The sequence below is a fragment of the Saprospiraceae bacterium genome (genome assembly GCA_016715965.1).
In the GTDB taxonomy this organism is placed as follows: domain Bacteria; phylum Bacteroidota; class Bacteroidia; order Chitinophagales; family Saprospiraceae; genus Vicinibacter.
Window position 1 is genome coordinate 3,187,920 of the sequence record JADJXG010000001.1, and the last position, 20,644, is coordinate 3,208,563.

Sequence of the window (20,644 nt, forward strand, 5' to 3'; positions counted from 1 at the left end):
GGTAGAATAATTTTTTGGGTCTAGTTGAGAATTTGTTCTCCAAAAAGAATACCCTTTTTTGCATCATAGCTGGCAACCCCGGAATGTAAATAGAGTTCTTTTTTATATGGATACTCTCTTGCATCTACAATATAGACCTTACAGCCTAAAGCCGATGCAAGCTCTTTGTTGCTGTCTCTCCAGCAATGCGCTAGTTCTTCTGTGGTTTCAGAATATGATTTTTTCCACTTTTTGGTAAACATCACTTCAAGATATATAATCCCATTCTTAAAGTTAACCAATCGGCTACAAAGCCCGTAATTGATTCTATATACGACATCTGAGCTGAGCAGATGTTTCCGATTGATTTCTTGAATGTTCAGTTCCATGCCAGAATTAATGCATAAATTATGCCAATCTGTCGCTTGCCCTGGTAAAGCAGATTTGTTCAAATTAAATTATACAGGCATTATATTTTGTCATATTATGTAAATATTAAAACAGGAAGTATTTAATTGTCATAATTCAAAATTATATTCTTCAAATGTTAAATAAGATTAAAGTGTAATTAAATCAATTATATATTATAAAATATTTTAATGTGTTATTTTGTGATTATGCGATCCCATATTCTTATTTTTTTAGAAATTTGCCTCCCCTAATTTTGATCTTTACTGGTCTCATAGTTCAATGGATAGAATAGGAGTTTCCTAAACTCTAGATCTGGGTTCGATTCCCGGTGAGACCACACTTTTTAGATCCTAACTAATTACTATATAGGTATTTATACAATGGTATTGACGCGCAGAATTTTACAGACTTGATCAATTTATGGATGATTTTGTACCCAATATGGCTTAATATATTGGTATTCTGAAGGGTCGGTCAATAAATCTTCAAATTATTTCCCATTTGTAACTTACTGACTTAGACCCTCCCAATCATACCTTTTTGTTATTGGGCCTAAAAACTCTGTACATCAAAGAATTATTATTATTTTCCACTTATTCCCAAACATTCATTACTTTTGCCCCGCTAAAACTGATCTCCGTGATCACATTTGGTAACTTTTAGATAAATCTTAGATGAGTGCTTATTTAACAAAAGAAAAAACAGCAGAGATTTTTAGTCAATTTGGTGGGACTGCGACCAATACCGGATCTACAGAAGGGCAAATTGCCCTATTTACCTTCAGAATTCAGGCCCTTTCTGATCATTTGAGAGTCAACCGCAAGGATTTTTCTTGTAAAAGGACTTTATTGAATTTGGTCGGCAAGAGAAAGCAGCTTTTGAATTATCTCCACAAATCGGATCTGGAAAGATACAAAAAAATTATTGATCAGCTTGGCTTGAGAAAGTAATAAACGGCTGATTAAGTTTATTTTATCTAAATTTTTCTGGAAACAGTACGATCTGGAAGTTCTCGGAATTCAGTGCGGCTTTTATCATTATAATCATTGAAAAAACATGGGACTAAAGACTCCATTTTCCACTTCATTTAATCTTCCTGATGGCAGGGAGGTAACGCTCGAAACGGGTAAACTTGCAACTCAAGCTGATGGTTCAGCTGTGATCAGATGCGGAAACACCATATTACTGGCGACCGTAGTTTCTGTGAAGGAAGCAAAAGAAGGCCAAAATTTTTTTCCACTGTCCGTGGACTATCAGGAAAAATTTGCCTCCAATGGCAAGATTCCGGGCAACTTCTTCAGACGTGAAACCAAACTGTCCGAATATGAAGTCCTGATCTCGCGATTGGTGGACAGACCCATCCGACCTCTATTTCCGGATGGTTATATGAACGAAACCCAAATTATCATTTACCTTTTGTCTGCAGAAGAGAATGTTCCGCCGGATGCTTTTGCTGGCTTGGCTGCTTCCACCGCGATGATGTGCTCCAATATCAATTGGGAAGGTCCTATTTCAGAAGTGAGAGTGGCTAAAATCGATGGTCAATTTGTGGTGAACCCCGGGAAATCTGATTTGGTCAATGCAGACCTCGATATCATTGTCGCGGCGACAGAAAAAAACCTGATGATGGTGGAAGGAGAAGGCAATGAATGCAGTGAAACGGATCTGATCGAAGCGATAAAGGTGGGCCACGAAGCAATTAAAGTGCAGTGCAAGGCCCAACACGCACTTGCATCACAACTTGGAGACAAAGTGCTGATCAAAAGAGAACTGATTCCTCCAGTCGAAGACGAGGAATTAAAAAATATGATTGCTCAAACCTTGTCTGAATCCATCAAAGAAGTGGCATATGGTGCGTTTGACAAGCAGATCAGAAAAGAAAAATTTGATAAGATATTCAAGACCTTTCTGGAGAATCTGAAAACCGAGAAAGGGGAGGAGTTTATGGAGGAGAAAGCTGGCCTGATTAACAAGTACCTCGACAAACTTAAAAAAGAGATTGTTCGGGACATGGTTCTCAGTACCGGCAAACGTCTTGACGGAAGAACCAGCAAGGAAATCAGACCTATTTGGACAGAAATCAATAGTCTTCCTTCGCCGCATGGGGCTGCTATTTTTAATCGGGGTGAAACCCAATCACTAACTACGGTAACTCTTGGTACCAAGGACGATGAGATGTTAGTGGATAATGCCCTGGAATTCTACAATGAGAAGTTTATGCTTCATTACAATTTTCCTCCATTTTGTGTGGGAGAAGCAAAATTCTTAAGAGCACCCAGCAGGAGAGAAGTAGGACACGCCAATCTCGCCGGACGTTCCATTAAAAAATTAATTCCTTCCGAATTTCCATATACAGTAAGAATCGTATCTGATATTCTCGAATCAAATGGTTCATCATCGATGGCTACTGTATGTGCAGGTTCTTTGGCTTTAATGGATGCTGGAGTTCCCATAAAATCCGCTATCGCAGGTATTGCCATGGGGCTTATCGCAGATGAAACTGGTCGCATTGCCATACTTTCTGATATTTTAGGGGATGAAGATGCGTTGGGAGACATGGACTTTAAATTGACTGGAACCCGCAATGGAATTTGCGGAACACAGATGGACATGAAAATAGATGGTCTCTCTTATGAAATTCTCGAGAATGCTTTGTTGCAGGCAAAAGAGGGTCGTCTTCACATCCTGGACAAAATGGATGAATCCATAACTCAGCCAAGAGAAGATTTCAAACCTCATGCTCCCAGAATTGTAGAAATGATCATCGATAAGAGTTTTATTGGAGCTGTAATTGGACCCGGAGGTAAAATCATTCAGGAAATGCAGGCAAAAACAGGGACCAAAATCAATATTGAAGAAGTGGGTGAAACTGGGGTAATCAATATCGCCAGTAGCAACAAAGAAGCGATTGAAGCTGCAGTTAAGATGATTAAGGCAATTACTTTTACACCTCAAATCGGGGATGTATACGATGCTAAGGTGGTTTCTCTATTTCCATTTGGAGCTTTTGTCGATTTTTCAGGTAAGAGCGGTTTGTTGCATATTAGCGAGATTTCACATAAGCGGGTAGATAAAGTGGAGGATGTGCTCAAGGTCGGTGACATGGTTAAAGTAAAATTAATTGGCACAGATCCCAAAACCGGAAAATTGAGATTGTCTAGTAAGGTTTTATATTCCAAAGACGGCCAGTTATTGGACTCAACTTCATCCAATTGATTTGGAAAACACATCCTCAGAGATAAGTATATCAATGTTTTATCATTTTCAAATTGAGAGCTTTATTTATTTTAAGAGGTAAGCTTTCTTAAAATTTCTTAATTTCGCACCATGGGTGTCAGGAACAATATTAGATTGATTGTGTACAGAATGCATGTGAAAGGTTTGGAGATTTTAACTTCGAAAGGCTCTCTAAGTTTATTAGAAGGGACCCATCTAAAAACTCAAATTCCTGTCCTCAACACCGACCATATTATTCAGTTCGATACTCAGGATCAGGACGGGATGCAAATAACCAATTTAGCAATTGAAGCAGATTGGCACGAAATCCCAAGAGTGCGCACGATGATAAAGGAAGACATAAAACTTGTGAAAGATACCATTTGGCATATGATTCCGGAATGGAAAGATTACAGCTATATGGCTGCGAAAGAAGCTCTAAAAAAAGCTCTTCCACACGAATATGCCGCACTAAAGGAATTGAAAGAAATCCTGATTGATCGCAATTTGGTAAAGAATATTTAGCCAATCCATGTTACCTGAGGAGGTTTCTATTCAATCGACGGATTTTAAGTTTAAAAATCTTATCGGAAAATATCAAGGTAAAGTCAGGGATGTCTATGACATCGGGGATTTGCTGATTATGATAGCAACGGACAGGATTTCTGCTTTTGACCATATTCTACCGAGACCAATTCCATCGAAAGGGCAAGTTTTAAATCAAATCTCTCAATATTTTCTGGAATCAGTAAGAGATATTTGCCCAGTCTGGCTAACATCGGTTCCAGATCCAAACGTAAGTATTGGACATAAATGCAAACCGATAGCCATAGAAATGGTAGTCAGAGGTTATCTGGCCGGGCACGCCTGGAGAACTTATCAGTCGGGACAAAGAATACTATGTGGAGAATTGTTGCCAGATCATCTTAAAGAAGGACAGGCCTTTGATCAGCCCATTATTACTCCAACAACCAAGGCGTCAGAAGGCCACGATCAGGATATTTCTTATGATGAATTGATAAAACAAAAGATCGTTTCAAAAGATATTTTGGATGAGATGTACCGATGCTCATTGCTTTTATATCAAAGAGGACAGCAAATGGCATCTGACAAAGGTTTGATTTTGGTGGACACCAAATACGAGTTTGGATTACATCAAAACAAACTGACATTGATGGATGAAATACATACTCCGGATAGTTCGAGGTACTACCTGTTGGAAGGATATGAAGAAAGACTAAATAGCAATGAACCTCAAAAACAACTATCCAAAGAATTTGTGAGAGAATGGCTTATAAGACATCAATTTCAGGGATTAGATGAACAATTTATGCCTCACTTTCCCGATGGATTTGTTTGGGAAATAAGTGATCGATATATTCAGCTTTATGAAAAAATTACGGGTACTCCATTTGTCAATCAGGCCAATCCATTTATTTTAAACAGGATTCAAAAAAATCTACAGGATTTTTTGATTTAATCAAATTCATGTTCACCCAGTTGAATGTTCATTTTTAAATTTTGTAATTCTGCAAAATCATGATCTGCTTTGCGTTGCAGACATTTTTCCAATCCTGATTCTATCACCTTCAAGGCAGCTATTTCATCTTTTAACTTTATTCTCAAGTTCGCTAAATGGTAGTAAGCACCCGTATAATCAGGATCTTTTTCCAACAAATCCTCCAGCCATTGAACTGATTTGGAAGTTTGATCAAGCGATTCAAATTCCTTTGCAATGGCAAACTTTATAAAGCTATTAGTAGGCTGTAATTCAAGTAGTTGCATCAATTTTGTCAGTCTTTCCATAAGTAGTAGAATTCAATTATTGATAAGTTTCAATCGCTTATCTTTGCTCCAGAAAATGATCGATCATGAAGATATTGGTTTGTATCAGCAAAACACCGGATACTACCTCAAAGATAAGCTTTGATTCCTCCGGTAAAAAATTTATCGAAGAAGGGATTCAATATATACTAAACCCTTATGATGAATGGTATGCGTTGGTGAGGGCGATTGAACTAAAAGAGCAATTGGGAGGAGAAGTCCATGCGATCCATGTCGGTAGTGGATCTTCTGATATGGTGATCAGAAAAGCTCTTGCTATTGGTGCTGATATTGCTTTTAGAATTGATGCAGAACCAATCGATTCTCAATTTACTTCTACTCAAATTGCTGCATTTGCAAAAGATAAAAGCTATGATCTTATCCTCTTGGGTAAGGAAACAATCGATTATAATGGTTCAGAAGTTGGCTCTATGTTGGCAGCGATGCTTGATATGACCTACCTTTCCTATGCCAACAAGTTGGAGTTGGATGGACAAAAGGCCACTGCACATTTGGAGGTAGAAGGAGGGGTAGAAGTGGTAGAAACAAATTTGCCTTGTGTCATATCCGCTGCTAAAGGTATGGCAGAACAAAGAATTCCAAACATGAAAGGAATCATGGATGCCAAGAAAAAACCTTTGGAAGTCTTAAGTCCTGTACCATATACTCCTACTGTTGAATACATTCAATTTATATTGCCACCTTCTAAGACCCAGGTTGAAATGATAGCTGCCGATGACATTGATCGTTTGGTGAGCATATTAAAAGACGATCTTAAATTATTTTAAATTTCGATAAAGATGATCATTGTATTTCTAGAACACAAAGCCGGTCAAATAAAAAAGCTGAGTTTGGAAGCATTGGAAATGGCCCACCAATTGGCTTCAACAGAAGGAATAAGCTATAAAGCGATGGTTATTGGAAATGAGGTACTGAGTCCCAATCCAGGTAATTATGGAGCTAAAGAATTAATCAGGATTGCTACAAATGAAAAATTATCTTCTGATCAGATTGCATCTGTTTGCTTCAATGTAGTTCAATCATTGCAACCAAAGTATTTTATAGCAGGATTGAGTACCCTTATGAAAGGGATTGGTGGGCAAATTGCTATAAAGACACAGTCCAGTTTGATATCGGGTGTGAGTGCCTTCCGGAGAGATTCCGGAAAGAGCATCTTTAAAAAATCTGTTTTCTCCGGAAAAGCTTTTGCTGAGCTTTCTCCGATCTCCGATAAAACTGTTTTAACAGTTATGGCAAACTGCTTCAATTCAACCATAAAATCTGAAGAACTGGCGACGGAGAATACGATGACTTTTGGTATTCCTTCTGCGAAAATTCAAAGTATCGAAACGAGATTAATTCAAGGAAAAACTCCATTGACAGAGGCAGCTGTCGTAGTGAGTGCAGGCAGAGGACTAAAGGATCCGTCTAACTGGGGTATGATTGAAGAATTGGCCGATTTATTAGGAGCTACTACAGCTTGTTCACGACCTGTTGCCGATGTGGGTTGGAGACCTCACCACGAACATGTGGGGCAAACAGGCATAGCCATCAGGCCAAACGTGTATATTGCAATAGGAATCTCAGGGGCCATCCAGCATCTCGCTGGTGTAAACAATTCCAGAAAAATCCTTGTTATCAACAAAGACCCTGAAGCTCCTTTTTTCAAAGCCGCAGATTATGGTGTTTGTGGTGATCTGTTTGAGGTGGTTCCAAAATTAAATCAAGCCATTAAAAAGCTAAAAAACTAAGTGAACCAATCACAGTGAAATAGCATTATATGGACTGATAATATTTGCATGGCAAAAGTACAACTGGAAATTATAGCACTCTCTCATTCTGTTACCCAAAGTCAAAACTACGCTGTTGTTTTGGGAGAAATCGGAGGTACCAGGCGCTTGCCAATTGTCATAGGTGGATTTGAAGCTCAGGCTATTGCAGTTGTATTGGAAAGAATGAATCCCAATCGCCCTTTAACCCATGACCTTTTTAGAAACACTTTAAATGCTTTTCAAATTGATATTCAGGAAATTATCATAAATGACCTCGTGGAAGGTATATTTTTCTCAAAATTGATCTGTGAGAAAGAGGGAGAGGTAATTGAAATTGACTCCAGAACATCTGATGCATTGGCAATGGCTGTTCGATTCAATTGCCCTATTTATACGTATGAGTCTATCTTAGAAGAAGCAGGAGTGATTTTTGAGGAATCAGAGGAAATTAGCAATGCCAAAGAAGAAATGAAAGCCAAATCAAAAACAATAGGATTTGATCGCTATACTTCTGAAGAACTCAATAATTTGCTAAAGGATGTGCTTGCAGAAGAAGATTATGAAAAAGCGGCCTTAATTAGAGATGAGCTTAACAAAAGAAAGTAATTTCCTGTCTCCATTTCTATCTTAATTTTCCTATAATTTCAATAACCTGATCAATCATTTGTCTATCAATGTCGAGATGAGTGACCCAACGAATTTTATTGTTACCAAAAGCAGCAGAATTTATTCCTTCATTTTTTAACTTATCGACCCAAATATCTGCTTTGTATTTTTCTTTCAATTCAAAAATGACAATGTTTGTTTTAACCGGTAACACATTTTCGATACAGGGATGGTTGAGCAAGGCTTGCTCTAGTAATTGGGCATGCTGATGGTCTTCGACCAGTCGATCGACGTGGTGATCTAACGCATAAATACCTGCGGCTGCAAGTATTCCAACCTGTCTCATTCCTCCTCCCATCACTTTTCTAATCCTCCTGGCTTCTTCAATTAGTTCAGTTGGACCCAACAAAACTGAACCAACCGGAGCGCCAAGTCCTTTTGAGAGACAGATGCTAATGGTATGGAATTTCGATCCAATCCATTGACTAGAAATATTTGAGACAAGCATTGCATTGAATATTCTGGCCCCATCTAAATGCAATCTCAATTGGTATTCTGAACAACAATTGTAAATTTCTTGAATAAGATCTGCGGGATAAACATTTCCACCAGCTCTGTTTGCTGAATTTTCCAAAACGACCAATTTAGTCCTGGGTAACCAGTCGTACAAAGGCTTTATATTGGATTTAATCAACTCTGCTGAAAGCAATCCATGATCACCTGCTAAAGGATTTACGGCTATCTGACTGTGAAACGCATATCCGCCTACTTCGAACTGATATACATGGGAGCTGATGTCACAAATCATTTCATCCAAAGGCCTGGTTAATAATTTTATTGCAATTTGATTGGCCATCGTTCCCGATGGACAAAACAAGGCAGACTTATGACCAAACATATCAGCCATTTTCTCTTCCAAAACCCGAACCGTTGGATCTTCTTTAAAAACATCATCACCCAACTCAGCCTTGTACATGGCGTCCAACATTCCCTTTGTTGGTTTTGTTACTGTATCACTAATCAGGTTAATCATGATTTGGATTTATCAATTGGATTTATAATCCAGAAATTAAAAAAAAATATTTCACCTTTGCCTAAATAAAATTGCAATATATGAAGAAAGTGGTGAATGGACCTGATGAAGCCATTCAGGATATTGAAAGTGGAATGGTCTTAATGTTGGGAGGTTTTGGCTTGTGCGGTATACCTGAAAATTGTATTGCTGCTTTGGTGAAAAAGGGAATCAACAATTTGGTCTGCATTTCCAATAATGCAGGAGTTGACCAATTTGGTTTGGGTCTGTTATTGCAAAACCGGCAAATTCGCAAAATGATATCTTCTTATGTTGGCGAAAATGATGAATTCGAGCGACAAATGCTTTCAGGAGAACTGGAAGTCGATTTAATCCCGCAAGGTTCTCTGGCTGAAAGATGTAGAGCAGGAGGTGCGGGGATACCCGCTTTTTTTACTCCGGCTGGATATGGAACGGAGATTGCAGAGGGAAAAGAAGTCCGTATTTTTAATAACAAACCCCATATTTTAGAAACCGCCTTGACTGCTGATTTTGCGATAGTAAAAGCATGGAAAGGTGATCATTATGGCAATTTGATTTACAAAGGCACTGCAAGAAATTTCAATCCTATGATGGCCATGGCCGGAAAGATAACCATAGCAGAAGTAGAAGAACTGGTCGAGCCAGGACAATTGGATCCAAATCAAATACATACACCCGGAATATTTGTACAAAGAATTTTCCAGGGATCGCAATATGAAAAGAGAATTGAACAAAGAACTGTAAGACCTAAATCTATAAATAATTAAAAATGTTAGACAAAATAGGAATTGCAAAGCGAATTGCTCAAGAGCTAAAAGATGGTTGGTATGTAAATCTGGGAATTGGAATTCCTACCTTGGTCGCAAATTATATTCCTGAAGGAATTGAAGTTGAATTTCAATCTGAAAATGGAATTTTAGGGATGGGACCTTTCCCTATCGATGGTGAGGAAGATCCGGATTTGATCAATGCGGGAAAACAAACCGTCACACTCAGACCAGGAGCATGTCTATTCGATTCAGCAACCAGTTTTGCCATGATTAGAGGACAGCATGTTCAACTAACTGTCTTGGGAGCGATGGAAGTATCAGATCAAGGGGACATTGCAAATTGGAAAATTCCGGGTAAAATGGTAAAAGGTATGGGAGGGGCCATGGATCTTGTTGCATCTGCTGAAAATATTATTGTAGCAATGATGCATACCAATAAAGCGGGTGAGTCAAAATTATTGAAGAAATGCACCTTGCCACTCACAAGTGTAAAATGTGTAAAGAAAATCGTAACTGAACTTGCGGTCCTTGAGGTGACTTCCGAAGGGTTTAAACTATTGGAAAGAGCTCCCGGAGTAAGCGTCGAACAGATTGTGCGATCTACGGAAGGCAGGTTGATTGTCGAAGGTGAAATCCCGGAAATGATACTCTGAGTGATTGTATTGGTATCAAGTTAAATCTCTTACTTTAGTCTCTAAAACTTTAAGTCCGGTCTTATAGCCTAAATCGTATAGGGCTTGAGGGTTGGTCAGATCATACCTTTTATATTGACAGATTTCATTGGTCTCAATCAATATGTTTGCGAATGGTCTTTGAATTTTGGTATTTTGATCAATACTGATTTCTAAAATACGGGTTAATTTTTTCACCAATCCATTAAAAGCAATATCCAAATTCTTATCGATTGGGATGAGATTTGAAGCGATTATAATGTCACAATATGGAACAATCGGAGTCACTGGAAGATTCATGGTAATCCCACCATCCATAAAAATTTGATCTTGGATTGTCACGGGTTCAAAGAGAAATGGAACGGCACAAGATGCCTGAACTGCCTCAAACAATGGGCCTGTATGAAATAGGTGGGCTTCTCCTAAATTCATGTTTGTTGCAGCCAACCAGATGGGTATTTTTAAAGATTCAAATCTATTTTCTGGAATGTATTTCTCCAGCAATTGACGCACATACCGCAAGTCTGTCAATCCACTTTTTGGAATTCTGGCACCTAAAAAGTGGAACCACCGAACTGATTTTGCTTCCTGTAATATGAATTCAATGGGTACACCAGCAGCATACAAAGTACCCACCAATGCACCAGCGCTTGTGCCTGATACAATAGATGGAAAAATTTTCAATTCTTCCATTGCCTTTAAAACTCCTATATGAAACACACCCCGCGTTCCTCCACCGGAAAGCGTCAATCCAATTTTCATGAATTAACTAAAATTACAACACAAAAAATTTGAGCACTGTTTTTTCTCCATTGGACTTTGTCAACTTGCACAAATACACACCAGTTTGTAATGAGAGAAATTCTGTGGTCTGGAAATTTTTACAAATAATGGACTTGCCATCCAAAGAAAATATTTCAGTGAGAATGATGTCCTCATAACTTCCATGAAAATGAATTTCTCCTTTAGTGGGATTCGGATAAATTCTGATTGAAGTTAATGGCAAGTCTATGTCATTGTCAGAACTTAAAAAATCAATGTCAGCTCTATACCTTGGCATAATTTGATAATCGCCATCATAAGGTATGGTATTGTCAAACTGAGAGCCAATACCTGTAACCGTAATCCTGGTGGTATTTGGTTTTGTACTGGCGAGATCTGTATTGTCATCTATTCTCATGATAAATTCACGTGTACCATCCGTCAGTCTGACATTGAAGCCCAATCCATTTCCAATCCAATCATCCGGATTTACCAAGTTCAAACCCACCATACGAACCAATTCTGATTCAGTATTTTCATCCAATGTGGTAACAACCCTTGGCGATTTTAAAGGATTGTTAGAACTTATCCGAACAATGGTATCAGGAATAATCTCAGCCAAACCTCTAAATTGATCAATTCTACCTTGTACAACAATTTCATCGCCTTCCCGCACCTGATAAGCAAAATTTCTATCATTGTGAAATACAGAAATGCCTCCCGTTTGATCGATAAGCGTAAACTGAATTCCGGAAGTTCCATTAAAATCAATTCCATAGACAATGCCGGCAAGTTCGCATCTTGCATTTAATGAATCTAAGACTCCATTCGCATTAATTGAGCGCATTTTCTGGATGGGTTGTCTGGTGTAAAATCTGCTTCCAGGTATGTATGGAGAAATATCAGCGGTATAACGAGGCCAAATTTGATAACCTTCTGTATATGGATCCGATGGATCGTTTTGGTAACCGAGTCCGGTCAGATCAAATTTTCCACCTGGTGCCTCCTTGTTGACCAATTCACAATCATTGTCGATTCTAACATCAAATGTATTGATTCCATCGGTTACCCTCACCGTAAACCCAATTGGATTTTTGGACCATTGTACCGGATTAACCAGAGAGACATTTTGAAGTCTGATTAATTTTGATTCTACAGACTCATTGATGGTAGTTACGACCTGAGGATTTGCCAATGTATTTCCCTGACTTAATAATAAAATGGTATCTACTGTAATCTGTGCAAGACCATTAAATTGAGAAATTACACCCCTTACAGACAAGCGATCTCCTTCTACCACCGTATACCCATGATTCGCCGAACCTGAAAAGACTGAAATTCCATTGCCTTCATCATCAATGATGGTAAACTGAAGGCCAGCAGGTCTGAAATTTATCCCATGCACCAAGCCATCCAGTTGACACTTTACACCCAATGAATCTAATATTCCATTCGCATTCACCTTATTGATTTTGTCGATTGGATAAAATGGATATTCTCCATCATCAACTTTAACCAAAATAGTGCCCTTCATTTGTGCTGGATTTGGATCACTTTGAAATTCATATCTACCTGGAATATCAAAGCGATGAATATAACTCCATGCAGTTCCGCTGGGTAAGCCATTTCCAAAGCTTTCCGGATTTTGTGGAAAGGTGCTTTTATTGCCATTGACATTATGCATACCACCTTTATTCAACCATTCAACTTGCTCCCCAACATTTATGGTAATATCTGCAGGCACAAATTTAAAATTAGACACCTCAATCACCTGATCACCACATGTGGCTTGGTTGATTTCGCCTGGTGTTCCTTTCAATTCAAATCCTTCTATAATTATACCTGTGCTCCCCGTGCTTGGTCTCCAAAAAGTCGGTAAGGTTCGATCAACTCCTTGCCTGCACAATTCCAGAGAAGGACCATTTCCATCCGGGAGTTTTGTCCAACCATTGGTGTCAAAGTACCGGATTGAATCCATGACGGTAGAATCAGCCTTTCTCAAAGTGATGATTTCAGAATCATTTCTCAATGCCCCGGCAGTCCATTCCAATGCTTTAAAGCCAAATGCAGTGTCAAAAGCCAGTTGATTCCCACAAATCACAAAATAACCATACCCTTTAATTATTGTATCTGGAAAAATAATTTCCACCGCATCTTCGATATAAAAATCTTTCAGTGAAATATCAATTGGACTGATGTTGTAAAATTCTATGTATTCCAATTTATCGTTTCCAAATTCCGGAGGATTGTACATAATTTCGTTAATAATCACCTGGGAGTATGTCTTATTGAAAATCAACAAAATACAAAAGAAAATAAAATTTAATTTGTTCATTGTCAAGTCTTTAGATTGCAAAGATAAAAATTTTCGCTTATTATAGGGTATTAAAAGAATACTTGTATTTCAGTTCCGCAGGAGTGAAATGTGTTTTGATCCAATTTTGAATAACTACAGAAATATTTTAATTCTATCTTATTCTTTCTCCATTTATAAAGACCGCTTCAACTTCGGCATTGAGAATTTCTTCATCCGTACAGGTAAGTAAATTTCGATTTAGTATAATAAAATCTGCCAATTTTCCGGAAGTTATACTTCCTTTATTGCTGTCTTCATACGAAGCATAAGCATTCCAAATGGTATAGGATCTAAGTGCTTCATCTCTCGTCATTTTTTGATTGGGATAAAACTCAAATCCCGAATCGATTCTTTTTCTAGTAACAGACGCGTAAATGCATTCGAATGGATTGATGCGCTCCACTGGTGCATCAGTGCCGTTTGCAAAATGGACTCTTTGGTCCAGGAGCTTCCTCCAAATATATGCTCCTGAGGCTGCTCTTTCTGATCCAAGTCTTTTTTCTACAAAGGGCGCGTCACTAATGCAATGGATGGCTTGCATGGAGGCTATAATTCCCATTTCTTTAAACAAAGTTATATCTTTTGGATCTAAATGTTGAGCATGTTCTATTCTCCATCGATCCGTTGCATTTACTGAATTCTTCTTAAAAATATTTAGTACTTCATGATTGGCTCTGTCTCCGATCGCATGCACACACATTTGAAGATTGAGTCGCTTTGCTTTATCGGCAAGTTGAAACATTTGATCCAAACTTATCAGCGTCTGTCCTTTGTTGCCCGGATTGTCGGAATAATCTTCCCACAACCAGGCTCCGTAAGAGCCCAATGCGCCGTCCATGTATGCTTTAATGGACTTAGCTCTAAACCACTCTGAGTTGTAACTCCTGTCGCGCAGACTATCCATAATACTCAAGATATTTTGGCTGTCCTCATATAGCATGACATTAAGCCTAATCGGAATTTTACCGGAGGTACTCATTTGGTATAGCCAGTCAATATCTTGCAAACTGGAACCGGCATCCTGTAAACTAGTAATTCCGTATTTTAAAGCTTCATGGCAGGCGAGATTTAACTGCTTTTCTTTGTACATTCGTTGGACACTGTCCGGTAATTTTGATTGATACGATTTTAAATTTTCAGAAACAATGTCCATCGCATTTTCTTCAAAAATTCCGATGATTTTTCCGGATGGGTCTTTTACAATCCGACCACCTTTTGGTGACTCAGAATCAGGATTTATACCACTTAAATGCATTGCATTTTCGTTAGCCAATAAGGCATGACCACTCGCATGGTACAACACCACCGGATGATCTGGACTAATATTGCTCAAATCATCATGATAAGGATAGCCGTTGTATGTTTTTAGAATTTTTTTATCCCACTTATCTTGATGCCAACCTCTACCTTCTACCCAAGTCCCTTTTGGCATTGTATCCACTGCCATTTTTACTTTCTGCAATAATTCTTCCCAGGATTTTACATCGAGAAGGTCCAGTTGAAGTAAAGATTTCCCAAGACTCAAGAAATGAGCGTGCCCCTCATTTAAGCCTGGCATGATAAACTTTCCTTTTGCATCCAATAATTCAACTCGATTGTTTTTGTGCTTTATAATATCTTCATAATGACCAACTTCGACAATTTTTCCCTTTTTAATCGCAAATGCCTCTGCAATGGGATTTGTGCTGTCTGCAGTATAAACTACCGCATTATAAACAATCAGATCAGGATTTTCATTTTCTTTGCAAGCCAATATTGTAATCAGCAAAAAGAGGAATAAATAGAATTGATTCATGAAAAAATGACTTTAAGTACAAAAATAAAATCATTACACCAATTGGCAGAAGAATATCTATCCTTTGCAAATTCTTTCAATTGGAATTTACAACCTGTTGGTTTGTATGAACCGATTTCATATATTATGAACCAACAGGGTAAAACCCTTCGCCCACAGGCCCTGTTGATGTTTGTTAATTTTACCGGCAAATCCTTAGCTACAGGTTTAAAAGTCGCCTATGCCATTGAATTGTTTCACAATTTCACTCTGGTGCATGACGATCTAATGGATAGGTCAGAGACCAGGAGGGGAAAACCCACCATTCACATCAAATATGGTGATGCCGCTGCTGTGTTGACCGGGGATGCAATGATGATTTATTCACTTAAAATGCTTACTGAGTATTTAAGAGGACCTTGCTCAGATCAGCTGATTGCTGATATCTATAAAATGGCTCTTGAATTGTGTGAAGGACAGCAACTAGATATGTCTTTTGAATCAGAACAATTGGTGACTATGCAAGAATACCTAAGTATGATTCGAAAAAAAACATCCGCCTTACTTGCAACCAGCTTTAAAATTGGTGCTAATTTGGCTGGACTCGATCAACATGACAGGGATATGGCATACCAATTGGGTGAGAAACTCGGTCTTGCTTTTCAGATCCAAGACGACTGGCTTGATTTTTATGGTAATCCTGAAATAACCGGTAAACAAAAAGGAGGTGACGTACTTCGTTGTAAGAAATCCATTCTGATCATAAAAGCTTTAGAAAAAATGAATGCAATGGAGCAAAAAGAAATCATTTCTCTTTACCAACAACAGATGGAAGCTAAAGTGGAAATTTTCGAAAATATTTTTGCTCAGCATCAAATTCGCGAAATTGTATTGAATATGTTTCTTTCCTATAAGGAGGAGTGTATTCAAATCATCCAATCTTTTCATTCACTGCAGGAAACCCACCGCAAACAGTTATTGGAATATGTGAATGTTGTATTATACCGAAACCATTAATAATAAAAAATATTTATGTGTATCAATTTAAAATCTATTTTTATATTTCTAATCTTAATTTCATTTTGCATTCTAAGCTGTACATCAAAGAACAGATATGAAAAACAAGAAACCGGAGAAACACTTCCGCCACCAAGCAATAAATTAAACTTAAAGAATGACAATCAAGCAGAAATAGAGAGCAATGCAATACCATATTTGGAGGGATTTGGAGCGCAGGATGAGTGGTTTCTAAAATTGTCCTTTATTCAAAACGAAGTATTTGAAGCACAACTTAATTTTCAAGGCAAATTATACATTGGACTGCTTAAACATTCGACATCAGAAAATCCACAAAATATTGGTGAGTTTTATGTAGGAGAAGTTATATACAACAATCAGAAAAAAGAGGTTCAATTTTATATGAAAACCGCCGATTGTACAGATTCTAAAAATGTGTTGCACAAAGCAAGAATTGCAATGCTTTGGGAAGGGAAAGAGTATTATGGGTGCGCCAAAATGTTGCTATAATCAATCAAAACTAAATCAATAGCCCACTGTGAAATGAAAAGGGGAGGATGCTTTGGCAAGATGGGAAGGATGCAATAAGGAAGTCCGGGTGCCCAAGTAATAATCGGATGGGGTTTTTATTTGCAATTTCAGTCTCAACCATTACTTGTCTGCAAAATCCACATGGAAAAGGAATTTCCTGACCAGGACTGTTGGTGACAATGGCCATGCTTTGAATAATTTCTGAGTCGTTACCAATGCCAAATGTGTGAATGGCATTTCTTTCAGCACATATTCCACAAGGGTAGGATGCATTTTCCTGATTAAATCCAGTGATTATTTTTTGGCCATTGGTTTTCAAAGCGGCACCTACAAGAAATTTGGAATAAGGTGCATAGGCTTTTTTGCTCGCTTTTAAGGCTTCTACCATCAATTCCTGATCATTCAATGACAGATCTGAAAATTGTCGGTAAACTTTATACTCTACACACCATGTTTTGCTTTCCATGAATTACTTTTTTACCACAATCTTTTGGGTGATGCTTTCGCCTTGAGATATCAATTGAATAAAATAATAAGGATGATACAATTCATCACTTCCTATCCGCAAGTAATTTTTTCCAAAGTCTGTAAGAAAAGTGTATGATTTTACTTTTTGAAAAGAGGGATCTAGTACATTCACAATTGTGTTTATTGGATTGGGAATGGATTGATTGTATTCAATATTTAAATCGGAATACCCCAGTGGATTAGGATATAAACTTAACCGATTTGTTGCAGCATAAGAAGATGACAAAGACACGATAGGAGAAAGATGTTTAGACCCATCCAAACCGACCAATGTAATTCTATAGAAGGCTTCATTGCTTATTTTAAAGTCATTTATGGAATAAGATCTGATTATGTCACTATGATTGACAGCCTTTACAAAACCTATGGAGTCAAAACTGATCCCATTGATACTTTTTGAGATTACAAAGTAATCCGTCTCTCGTTCCTTGCTGGTTGTCCAAGTTATATTTTGATAAGTCCCAAAGCGTCTGGCACGAATGGTATTATACTCTACCAAAGTCTTGCTCGTTGGATTTGGATTAGTTTGAACTCTTACTTTGGTGCCTGCGCTTATGGAAGATAAGTTAGAAATGAGAAGTTCAATGGCAAATTGATCCGCTTCATTTTTAAAAGTAAATTGTTGTGTGGTAGGAATGTCTGCTTTCTTATATTCTGTATAGTGCTTTGTCTCAACATTTTTATGACCGTTCTCAGGATTAGCACTTCCAGGATACTGGATTGTAAAAAGGTGCATTGCACTGATATCAAAATCAGGATTTACTTTCTCCAACTCTTCAAGGTCTGTTTGATTAAAATATATTTTTACTTTGAGTGGAAGTCTCGGTTGCGTTGTACTGATTATTTCCCAGTATTTGTTTGATGCGAAGTAATTATACCCGGGAATCTGGTACTTACCTGAGACTGCCGTTGCTTTTGTTCCGTAAGAAGGGGTTGTGTGGCATAAAATTTTGAGACTGCCGTCATGAAGACTGCCAATATTTTGTCCGCTCGTCTGAATGGACATTAACATCACATCATCTTCGGTTGTCAGGGTATTGTTGTCATAATAGTAATGGGTAAATTCAGCATCTGAGCACTGTATGTTTGCACTCAGGTGCGCATCTTTGTATTGAATGGATTTGATAAGAGGGGAGTATGCACTCATGCAACTTGCTTTTCCGACTGTGTTTCGGATTATATTTCCCGGCTCAGGCCCAAAGCCTAAACTCAAATCGATTCCAGGTTGACCTGCTACATGACAATAACTCATCAATGTACCTTTCACTGGTCGCTTTCCGGGAAGGCAGCTTCCTTCCACTTTTGCGCAGTTGTCTAAGGCCTGATTTTTGTTAGGTCCCCAAACACAAGCATGGGTATGACGAGATCCCAATATGTGCCCAATTTCATGGGCAGTGGCATAAACATCAAATGAAAAATTAGGTAAGGAATAATAAGTAGCATTGACGTTTACATAAGCATAGGAATATTGTCTTACACAAAGGGCATTGATATAAGCAATTCCTCCCAGAGAAGCTTTACCATTTTTCAACACACCGGATAAGCAAAGGTGGATATCACCATAATAATTGGTATAATTCCTCCTGAAATAATCAAGTGCCAATGTAGAACTAGTCGTAGGGAATCCATCTGGGGATGTGTGGATAATGATTTCTGCAAGTCCAATTTTGATGTCTTCTCTTTTGTAGATGGTGCTAATTTGGTTGAATAAACCTGTTATATAATTTGAGACTGCCTGAGTACTTTTACCAAATCTGAGAAATAATTCATAATCTGCCCGAATGCTAATAGACACTTGTTTACAACTTTCAGTGGTGCGGTACTGAATTTCACTTTCATTGTTCAGATAGTGTAGAACATCATCTGTATGACAATCGAAATTAGTTGTAGTTGACTGATTTTTTAGTTCATACATTGCTTTGCACATAAGCATATCCTTTGCATTGCCATTTGACTCAAGGGAAACACTCTCACCATTGAAACCCGTATAAAATGCCTTCACTTCTGTGGCAAAAACACTCAGGTCCATATATGAGTTGGGTTGATTGATTCGGATGGCTTTGAAGTGTTTTCCTTTTTGGATTTCAATTTCCGATTGAACTCCATTGCATAGGGTATAGACTTTAAAATCTGGATCAAAAAAATCATATTCCGTAAGTAAAAAGTCAGCCTCCCCAAGGACTGGCAATTCTATTTTGGTTTCAAGAATAGCTTCAGTATTTTGTAACCAGTGTTTAAGCTTGGATTTGGAAATCGTATAATCCAATACCTGAATTTCTTTCGGATATTTATTCTTCACCAATGTAAATAAGCTATTTTTCTTTGGGTGAAAACTCTTTTTTAATTCAATGATTTGATATGGATCGTATGTTTGCTGAGAATATGAGCTGAAACCCGTCATCAAAAGAATGCAAACCATCGCAAAAACAGGATGAAATTTGTTTTTCAATTCATTGAAAATTAAGGTTTTAACTACTTTTATGCACATAATGAACATTTTATACATTATATTTTAGTTTAATATGTATAAGAATTACCAAGAATTGTGCCAAAGTCTCATGCACAGACTTCAAGCGTCAAAAGAAATTGAATGGAATGTTGCACATACCCAATTTCTTATCAAATCTGAATTTCTAAAGAAGAAATTTATAGAAGGGATCGACCAAAAAGGATTTGAGAAGCTTATTGAATTAATAATAAAGGAAAGAAGAGTAGATAAACCCATCCAATACATCATTCACGAAGCAGTTTTTATGGAACTCATTCTATATGTCGATGAGAATGTCCTTATCCCTAGATTCGAAACAGAAGAATTAGTCGATTGGATTACACAAGAATACAAGAAACAAATGGAACCTTTGTCAGTTTTAGACATTGGAACCGGAAGCGGATGTATACCGATATATTTAAAGCGGCAATTTCCGCACTGGAATGTTTATGCATTTGATATCTCCGCTGAGGCTTTAAGGGTTGCAGAATTGAATGCAAATAAATATTCCTGTAAAATAAGTTGGACCCAAACTGACTTTTTATCCGAGCAAGTATCAGACCACTTAAAAGTAGACCTGATTATCTCCAACCCACCTTATATTACACCCGAAGAAACCCATCAAATGGACTCCCATGTTTTTCTACATGAGCCCAGGTTGGCGCTATTTGTTCCAACGGAAGATCCGCTCATCTTTTATAAAAAAATAATTGAATTTTCAGTTAACCATCTGTCTGCAAATGGCAAAATATTTTGCGAATTAAATGAATTTAGAATGGATGAAGTCGTTTATTTATTCAATCAATCAGGATTTATGGTTGAAATTAAAAAGGATCTTCAAAATAAAAACAGAATGTTGAAAGCATGGCGTTGCTGAGCCTTTAG

General features: G+C 37.7%; 20 protein-coding genes and 1 tRNA gene. 13 read left to right on the forward strand and 8 right to left on the reverse strand.

What is annotated here, in order from left to right:
* Nucleotides 1-20: 20 nt before the first annotated feature.
* The gene (locus tag IPM48_12280) at nucleotides 21-368 is read right to left on the reverse strand and encodes a hypothetical protein (GenBank protein ID MBK9272363.1); all 348 of its coding nucleotides are present in this window, start codon (nucleotides 366-368) and stop codon (nucleotides 21-23) included.
* Nucleotides 369-655: 287 nt separating this feature from the next.
* On the opposite strand from IPM48_12280, the gene IPM48_12285 reads away from it, so the two are divergent.
* The 5 genes from IPM48_12285 to IPM48_12305 all read left to right on the forward strand — a co-directional run bounded on the left by IPM48_12285 (nucleotide 656) and on the right by IPM48_12305 (nucleotide 5,086).
* Nucleotides 656-727 (forward strand) — tRNA-Arg (locus IPM48_12285).
* A gap of 337 nt (nucleotides 728-1,064) precedes the next feature.
* A complete protein-coding gene (gene rpsO / locus IPM48_12290) occupies nucleotides 1,065-1,340 on the forward strand; it encodes a 30S ribosomal protein S15 (GenBank protein ID MBK9272364.1) in 276 nt (91 codons plus the stop codon).
* 106 nt (nucleotides 1,341-1,446) lie between these two features.
* Nucleotides 1,447-3,606 (forward strand): polyribonucleotide nucleotidyltransferase, encoded by a 2,160-nt coding sequence (gene pnp / locus IPM48_12295; protein ID MBK9272365.1) that lies wholly within the window; start codon nucleotides 1,447-1,449, stop codon nucleotides 3,604-3,606.
* Between the two features lie 111 nt (nucleotides 3,607-3,717).
* Entirely contained in the window at nucleotides 3,718-4,131 is a 414-nt protein-coding gene (locus IPM48_12300; protein MBK9272366.1) for a hypothetical protein, read from the forward strand.
* Nucleotides 4,132-4,138: 7 nt separating this feature from the next.
* Nucleotides 4,139-5,086 (forward strand): phosphoribosylaminoimidazolesuccinocarboxamide synthase, encoded by a 948-nt coding sequence (locus IPM48_12305; GenBank protein MBK9272367.1) that lies wholly within the window; start codon nucleotides 4,139-4,141, stop codon nucleotides 5,084-5,086.
* Here IPM48_12305 and IPM48_12310 read toward each other — a convergent pair.
* Nucleotides 5,083-5,412 (reverse strand): hypothetical protein, encoded by a 330-nt coding sequence (locus tag IPM48_12310; protein ID MBK9272368.1) that lies wholly within the window; start codon nucleotides 5,410-5,412, stop codon nucleotides 5,083-5,085. The two genes, IPM48_12305 and IPM48_12310, sit on opposite strands and share 4 nt — an antisense overlap.
* A 65-nt stretch (nucleotides 5,413-5,477) precedes the next feature.
* Here IPM48_12310 and IPM48_12315 point away from each other — a divergent pair, with 65 nt between their 5' ends.
* From IPM48_12315 to IPM48_12325, 3 genes are read left to right on the forward strand one after another with little or no spacing between them, the layout of a single operon-like run.
* Nucleotides 5,478-6,218 (forward strand): electron transfer flavoprotein subunit beta/FixA family protein, encoded by a 741-nt coding sequence (locus tag IPM48_12315; GenBank protein MBK9272369.1) that lies wholly within the window; start codon nucleotides 5,478-5,480, stop codon nucleotides 6,216-6,218.
* Nucleotides 6,219-6,230: 12 nt separating this feature from the next.
* On the forward strand, nucleotides 6,231-7,181 hold the full coding sequence (locus tag IPM48_12320; GenBank protein MBK9272370.1) for an electron transfer flavoprotein subunit alpha/FixB family protein: 951 nt from the start codon (nucleotides 6,231-6,233) through the stop codon (nucleotides 7,179-7,181).
* 48 nt (nucleotides 7,182-7,229) lie between these two features.
* The gene (locus IPM48_12325; GenBank protein MBK9272371.1) at nucleotides 7,230-7,808 is read left to right on the forward strand and encodes a bifunctional nuclease family protein; all 579 of its coding nucleotides are present in this window, start codon (nucleotides 7,230-7,232) and stop codon (nucleotides 7,806-7,808) included.
* Nucleotides 7,809-7,824: 16 nt separating this feature from the next.
* On the opposite strand, the gene IPM48_12330 is transcribed toward IPM48_12325, so the two are convergent.
* Nucleotides 7,825-8,841, reverse strand: coding sequence for a threonine aldolase (locus IPM48_12330; protein MBK9272372.1), 1,017 nt, complete (start codon nucleotides 8,839-8,841; stop codon nucleotides 7,825-7,827).
* An 80-nt stretch (nucleotides 8,842-8,921) separates the two neighbouring features.
* Between IPM48_12330 and IPM48_12335 the strand changes: the two genes are divergently transcribed.
* Nucleotides 8,922-9,629, forward strand: a complete 708-nt coding sequence (locus IPM48_12335; protein MBK9272373.1) for a CoA transferase subunit A — start codon at nucleotides 8,922-8,924, stop codon at nucleotides 9,627-9,629.
* A 2-nt stretch (nucleotides 9,630-9,631) separates the two neighbouring features.
* Nucleotides 9,632-10,285, forward strand: coding sequence for a CoA transferase subunit B (locus tag IPM48_12340; GenBank protein ID MBK9272374.1), 654 nt, complete (start codon nucleotides 9,632-9,634; stop codon nucleotides 10,283-10,285).
* Between the two features lie 15 nt (nucleotides 10,286-10,300).
* On the opposite strand, the gene IPM48_12345 is transcribed toward IPM48_12340, so the two are convergent.
* From IPM48_12345 to IPM48_12355, 3 genes are all read right to left on the reverse strand, one after another.
* Nucleotides 10,301-11,065, reverse strand: coding sequence for a patatin-like phospholipase family protein (locus tag IPM48_12345; GenBank protein MBK9272375.1), 765 nt, complete (start codon nucleotides 11,063-11,065; stop codon nucleotides 10,301-10,303).
* 13 nt (nucleotides 11,066-11,078) lie between these two features.
* Nucleotides 11,079-13,400: a lamin tail domain-containing protein gene (locus tag IPM48_12350; protein ID MBK9272376.1), complete on the reverse strand. Its 2,322-nt coding sequence runs from the start codon at nucleotides 13,398-13,400 to the stop codon at nucleotides 11,079-11,081.
* A 133-nt stretch (nucleotides 13,401-13,533) separates the two neighbouring features.
* Nucleotides 13,534-15,216: an amidohydrolase gene (locus tag IPM48_12355; protein MBK9272377.1), complete on the reverse strand. Its 1,683-nt coding sequence runs from the start codon at nucleotides 15,214-15,216 to the stop codon at nucleotides 13,534-13,536.
* 6 nt (nucleotides 15,217-15,222) lie between these two features.
* Here IPM48_12355 and IPM48_12360 point away from each other — a divergent pair, with 6 nt between their 5' ends.
* Both IPM48_12360 and IPM48_12365 read left to right on the forward strand, forming a co-directional pair.
* A complete protein-coding gene (locus IPM48_12360) occupies nucleotides 15,223-16,212 on the forward strand; it encodes a polyprenyl synthetase family protein (GenBank protein MBK9272378.1) in 990 nt (329 codons plus the stop codon).
* A 15-nt stretch (nucleotides 16,213-16,227) separates the two neighbouring features.
* Nucleotides 16,228-16,722: a hypothetical protein gene (locus tag IPM48_12365; GenBank protein ID MBK9272379.1), complete on the forward strand. Its 495-nt coding sequence runs from the start codon at nucleotides 16,228-16,230 to the stop codon at nucleotides 16,720-16,722.
* A gap of 10 nt (nucleotides 16,723-16,732) precedes the next feature.
* Here the strand turns inward: IPM48_12365 and IPM48_12370 are convergent, their stop codons facing one another.
* Together IPM48_12370 and IPM48_12375 are read right to left on the reverse strand one after the other, a co-directional pair.
* Nucleotides 16,733-17,209 (reverse strand): cytidine deaminase, encoded by a 477-nt coding sequence (locus tag IPM48_12370; protein MBK9272380.1) that lies wholly within the window; start codon nucleotides 17,207-17,209, stop codon nucleotides 16,733-16,735.
* Nucleotides 17,210-17,212: 3 nt separating this feature from the next.
* Entirely contained in the window at nucleotides 17,213-19,720 is a 2,508-nt protein-coding gene (locus IPM48_12375; GenBank protein ID MBK9272381.1) for a hypothetical protein, read from the reverse strand.
* 109 nt (nucleotides 19,721-19,829) lie between these two features.
* Here IPM48_12375 and prmC point away from each other — a divergent pair, with 109 nt between their 5' ends.
* On the forward strand, nucleotides 19,830-20,636 hold the full coding sequence (gene prmC, locus IPM48_12380; GenBank protein MBK9272382.1) for a peptide chain release factor N(5)-glutamine methyltransferase: 807 nt from the start codon (nucleotides 19,830-19,832) through the stop codon (nucleotides 20,634-20,636).
* Nucleotides 20,637-20,644: the final 8 nt, after the last annotated feature.

Excerpts from the sequence above, each read along its gene's own strand:
- IPM48_12345 (MBK9272375.1), bottom strand. The coding sequence starts at position 11,065 with ATGAAAATTGGATTGACGCTTTCCGGTGGAGGAACGCGGGGTGTGTTT.
- IPM48_12335 (MBK9272373.1), top strand. The coding sequence starts at position 8,922 with ATGAAGAAAGTGGTGAATGGACCTGATGAAGCCATTCAGGATATTGAA.
- IPM48_12300 (MBK9272366.1), top strand. The coding sequence starts at position 3,718 with ATGGGTGTCAGGAACAATATTAGATTGATTGTGTACAGAATGCATGTG.
- IPM48_12315 (MBK9272369.1), top strand. The coding sequence starts at position 5,478 with ATGAAGATATTGGTTTGTATCAGCAAAACACCGGATACTACCTCAAAG.
- IPM48_12330 (MBK9272372.1), bottom strand. The coding sequence starts at position 8,841 with ATGATTAACCTGATTAGTGATACAGTAACAAAACCAACAAAGGGAATG.
- IPM48_12355 (MBK9272377.1), bottom strand. The coding sequence starts at position 15,216 with ATGAATCAATTCTATTTATTCCTCTTTTTGCTGATTACAATATTGGCT.
- prmC (MBK9272382.1), top strand. The coding sequence starts at position 19,830 with ATGCACAGACTTCAAGCGTCAAAAGAAATTGAATGGAATGTTGCACAT.
- rpsO (MBK9272364.1), top strand. The coding sequence starts at position 1,065 with ATGAGTGCTTATTTAACAAAAGAAAAAACAGCAGAGATTTTTAGTCAA.
- IPM48_12365 (MBK9272379.1), top strand. The coding sequence starts at position 16,228 with ATGTGTATCAATTTAAAATCTATTTTTATATTTCTAATCTTAATTTCA.
- IPM48_12305 (MBK9272367.1), top strand. The coding sequence starts at position 4,139 with ATGTTACCTGAGGAGGTTTCTATTCAATCGACGGATTTTAAGTTTAAA.
- IPM48_12340 (MBK9272374.1), top strand. The coding sequence starts at position 9,632 with ATGTTAGACAAAATAGGAATTGCAAAGCGAATTGCTCAAGAGCTAAAA.
- IPM48_12370 (MBK9272380.1), bottom strand. The coding sequence starts at position 17,209 with ATGGAAAGCAAAACATGGTGTGTAGAGTATAAAGTTTACCGACAATTT.
- IPM48_12280 (MBK9272363.1), bottom strand. The coding sequence starts at position 368 with ATGGAACTGAACATTCAAGAAATCAATCGGAAACATCTGCTCAGCTCA.
- IPM48_12360 (MBK9272378.1), top strand. The coding sequence starts at position 15,223 with ATGACTTTAAGTACAAAAATAAAATCATTACACCAATTGGCAGAAGAA.
- IPM48_12320 (MBK9272370.1), top strand. The coding sequence starts at position 6,231 with ATGATCATTGTATTTCTAGAACACAAAGCCGGTCAAATAAAAAAGCTG.
- IPM48_12310 (MBK9272368.1), bottom strand. The coding sequence starts at position 5,412 with ATGGAAAGACTGACAAAATTGATGCAACTACTTGAATTACAGCCTACT.
- IPM48_12350 (MBK9272376.1), bottom strand. The coding sequence starts at position 13,400 with ATGAACAAATTAAATTTTATTTTCTTTTGTATTTTGTTGATTTTCAAT.
- pnp (MBK9272365.1), top strand. The coding sequence starts at position 1,447 with ATGGGACTAAAGACTCCATTTTCCACTTCATTTAATCTTCCTGATGGC.
- IPM48_12325 (MBK9272371.1), top strand. The coding sequence starts at position 7,230 with ATGGCAAAAGTACAACTGGAAATTATAGCACTCTCTCATTCTGTTACC.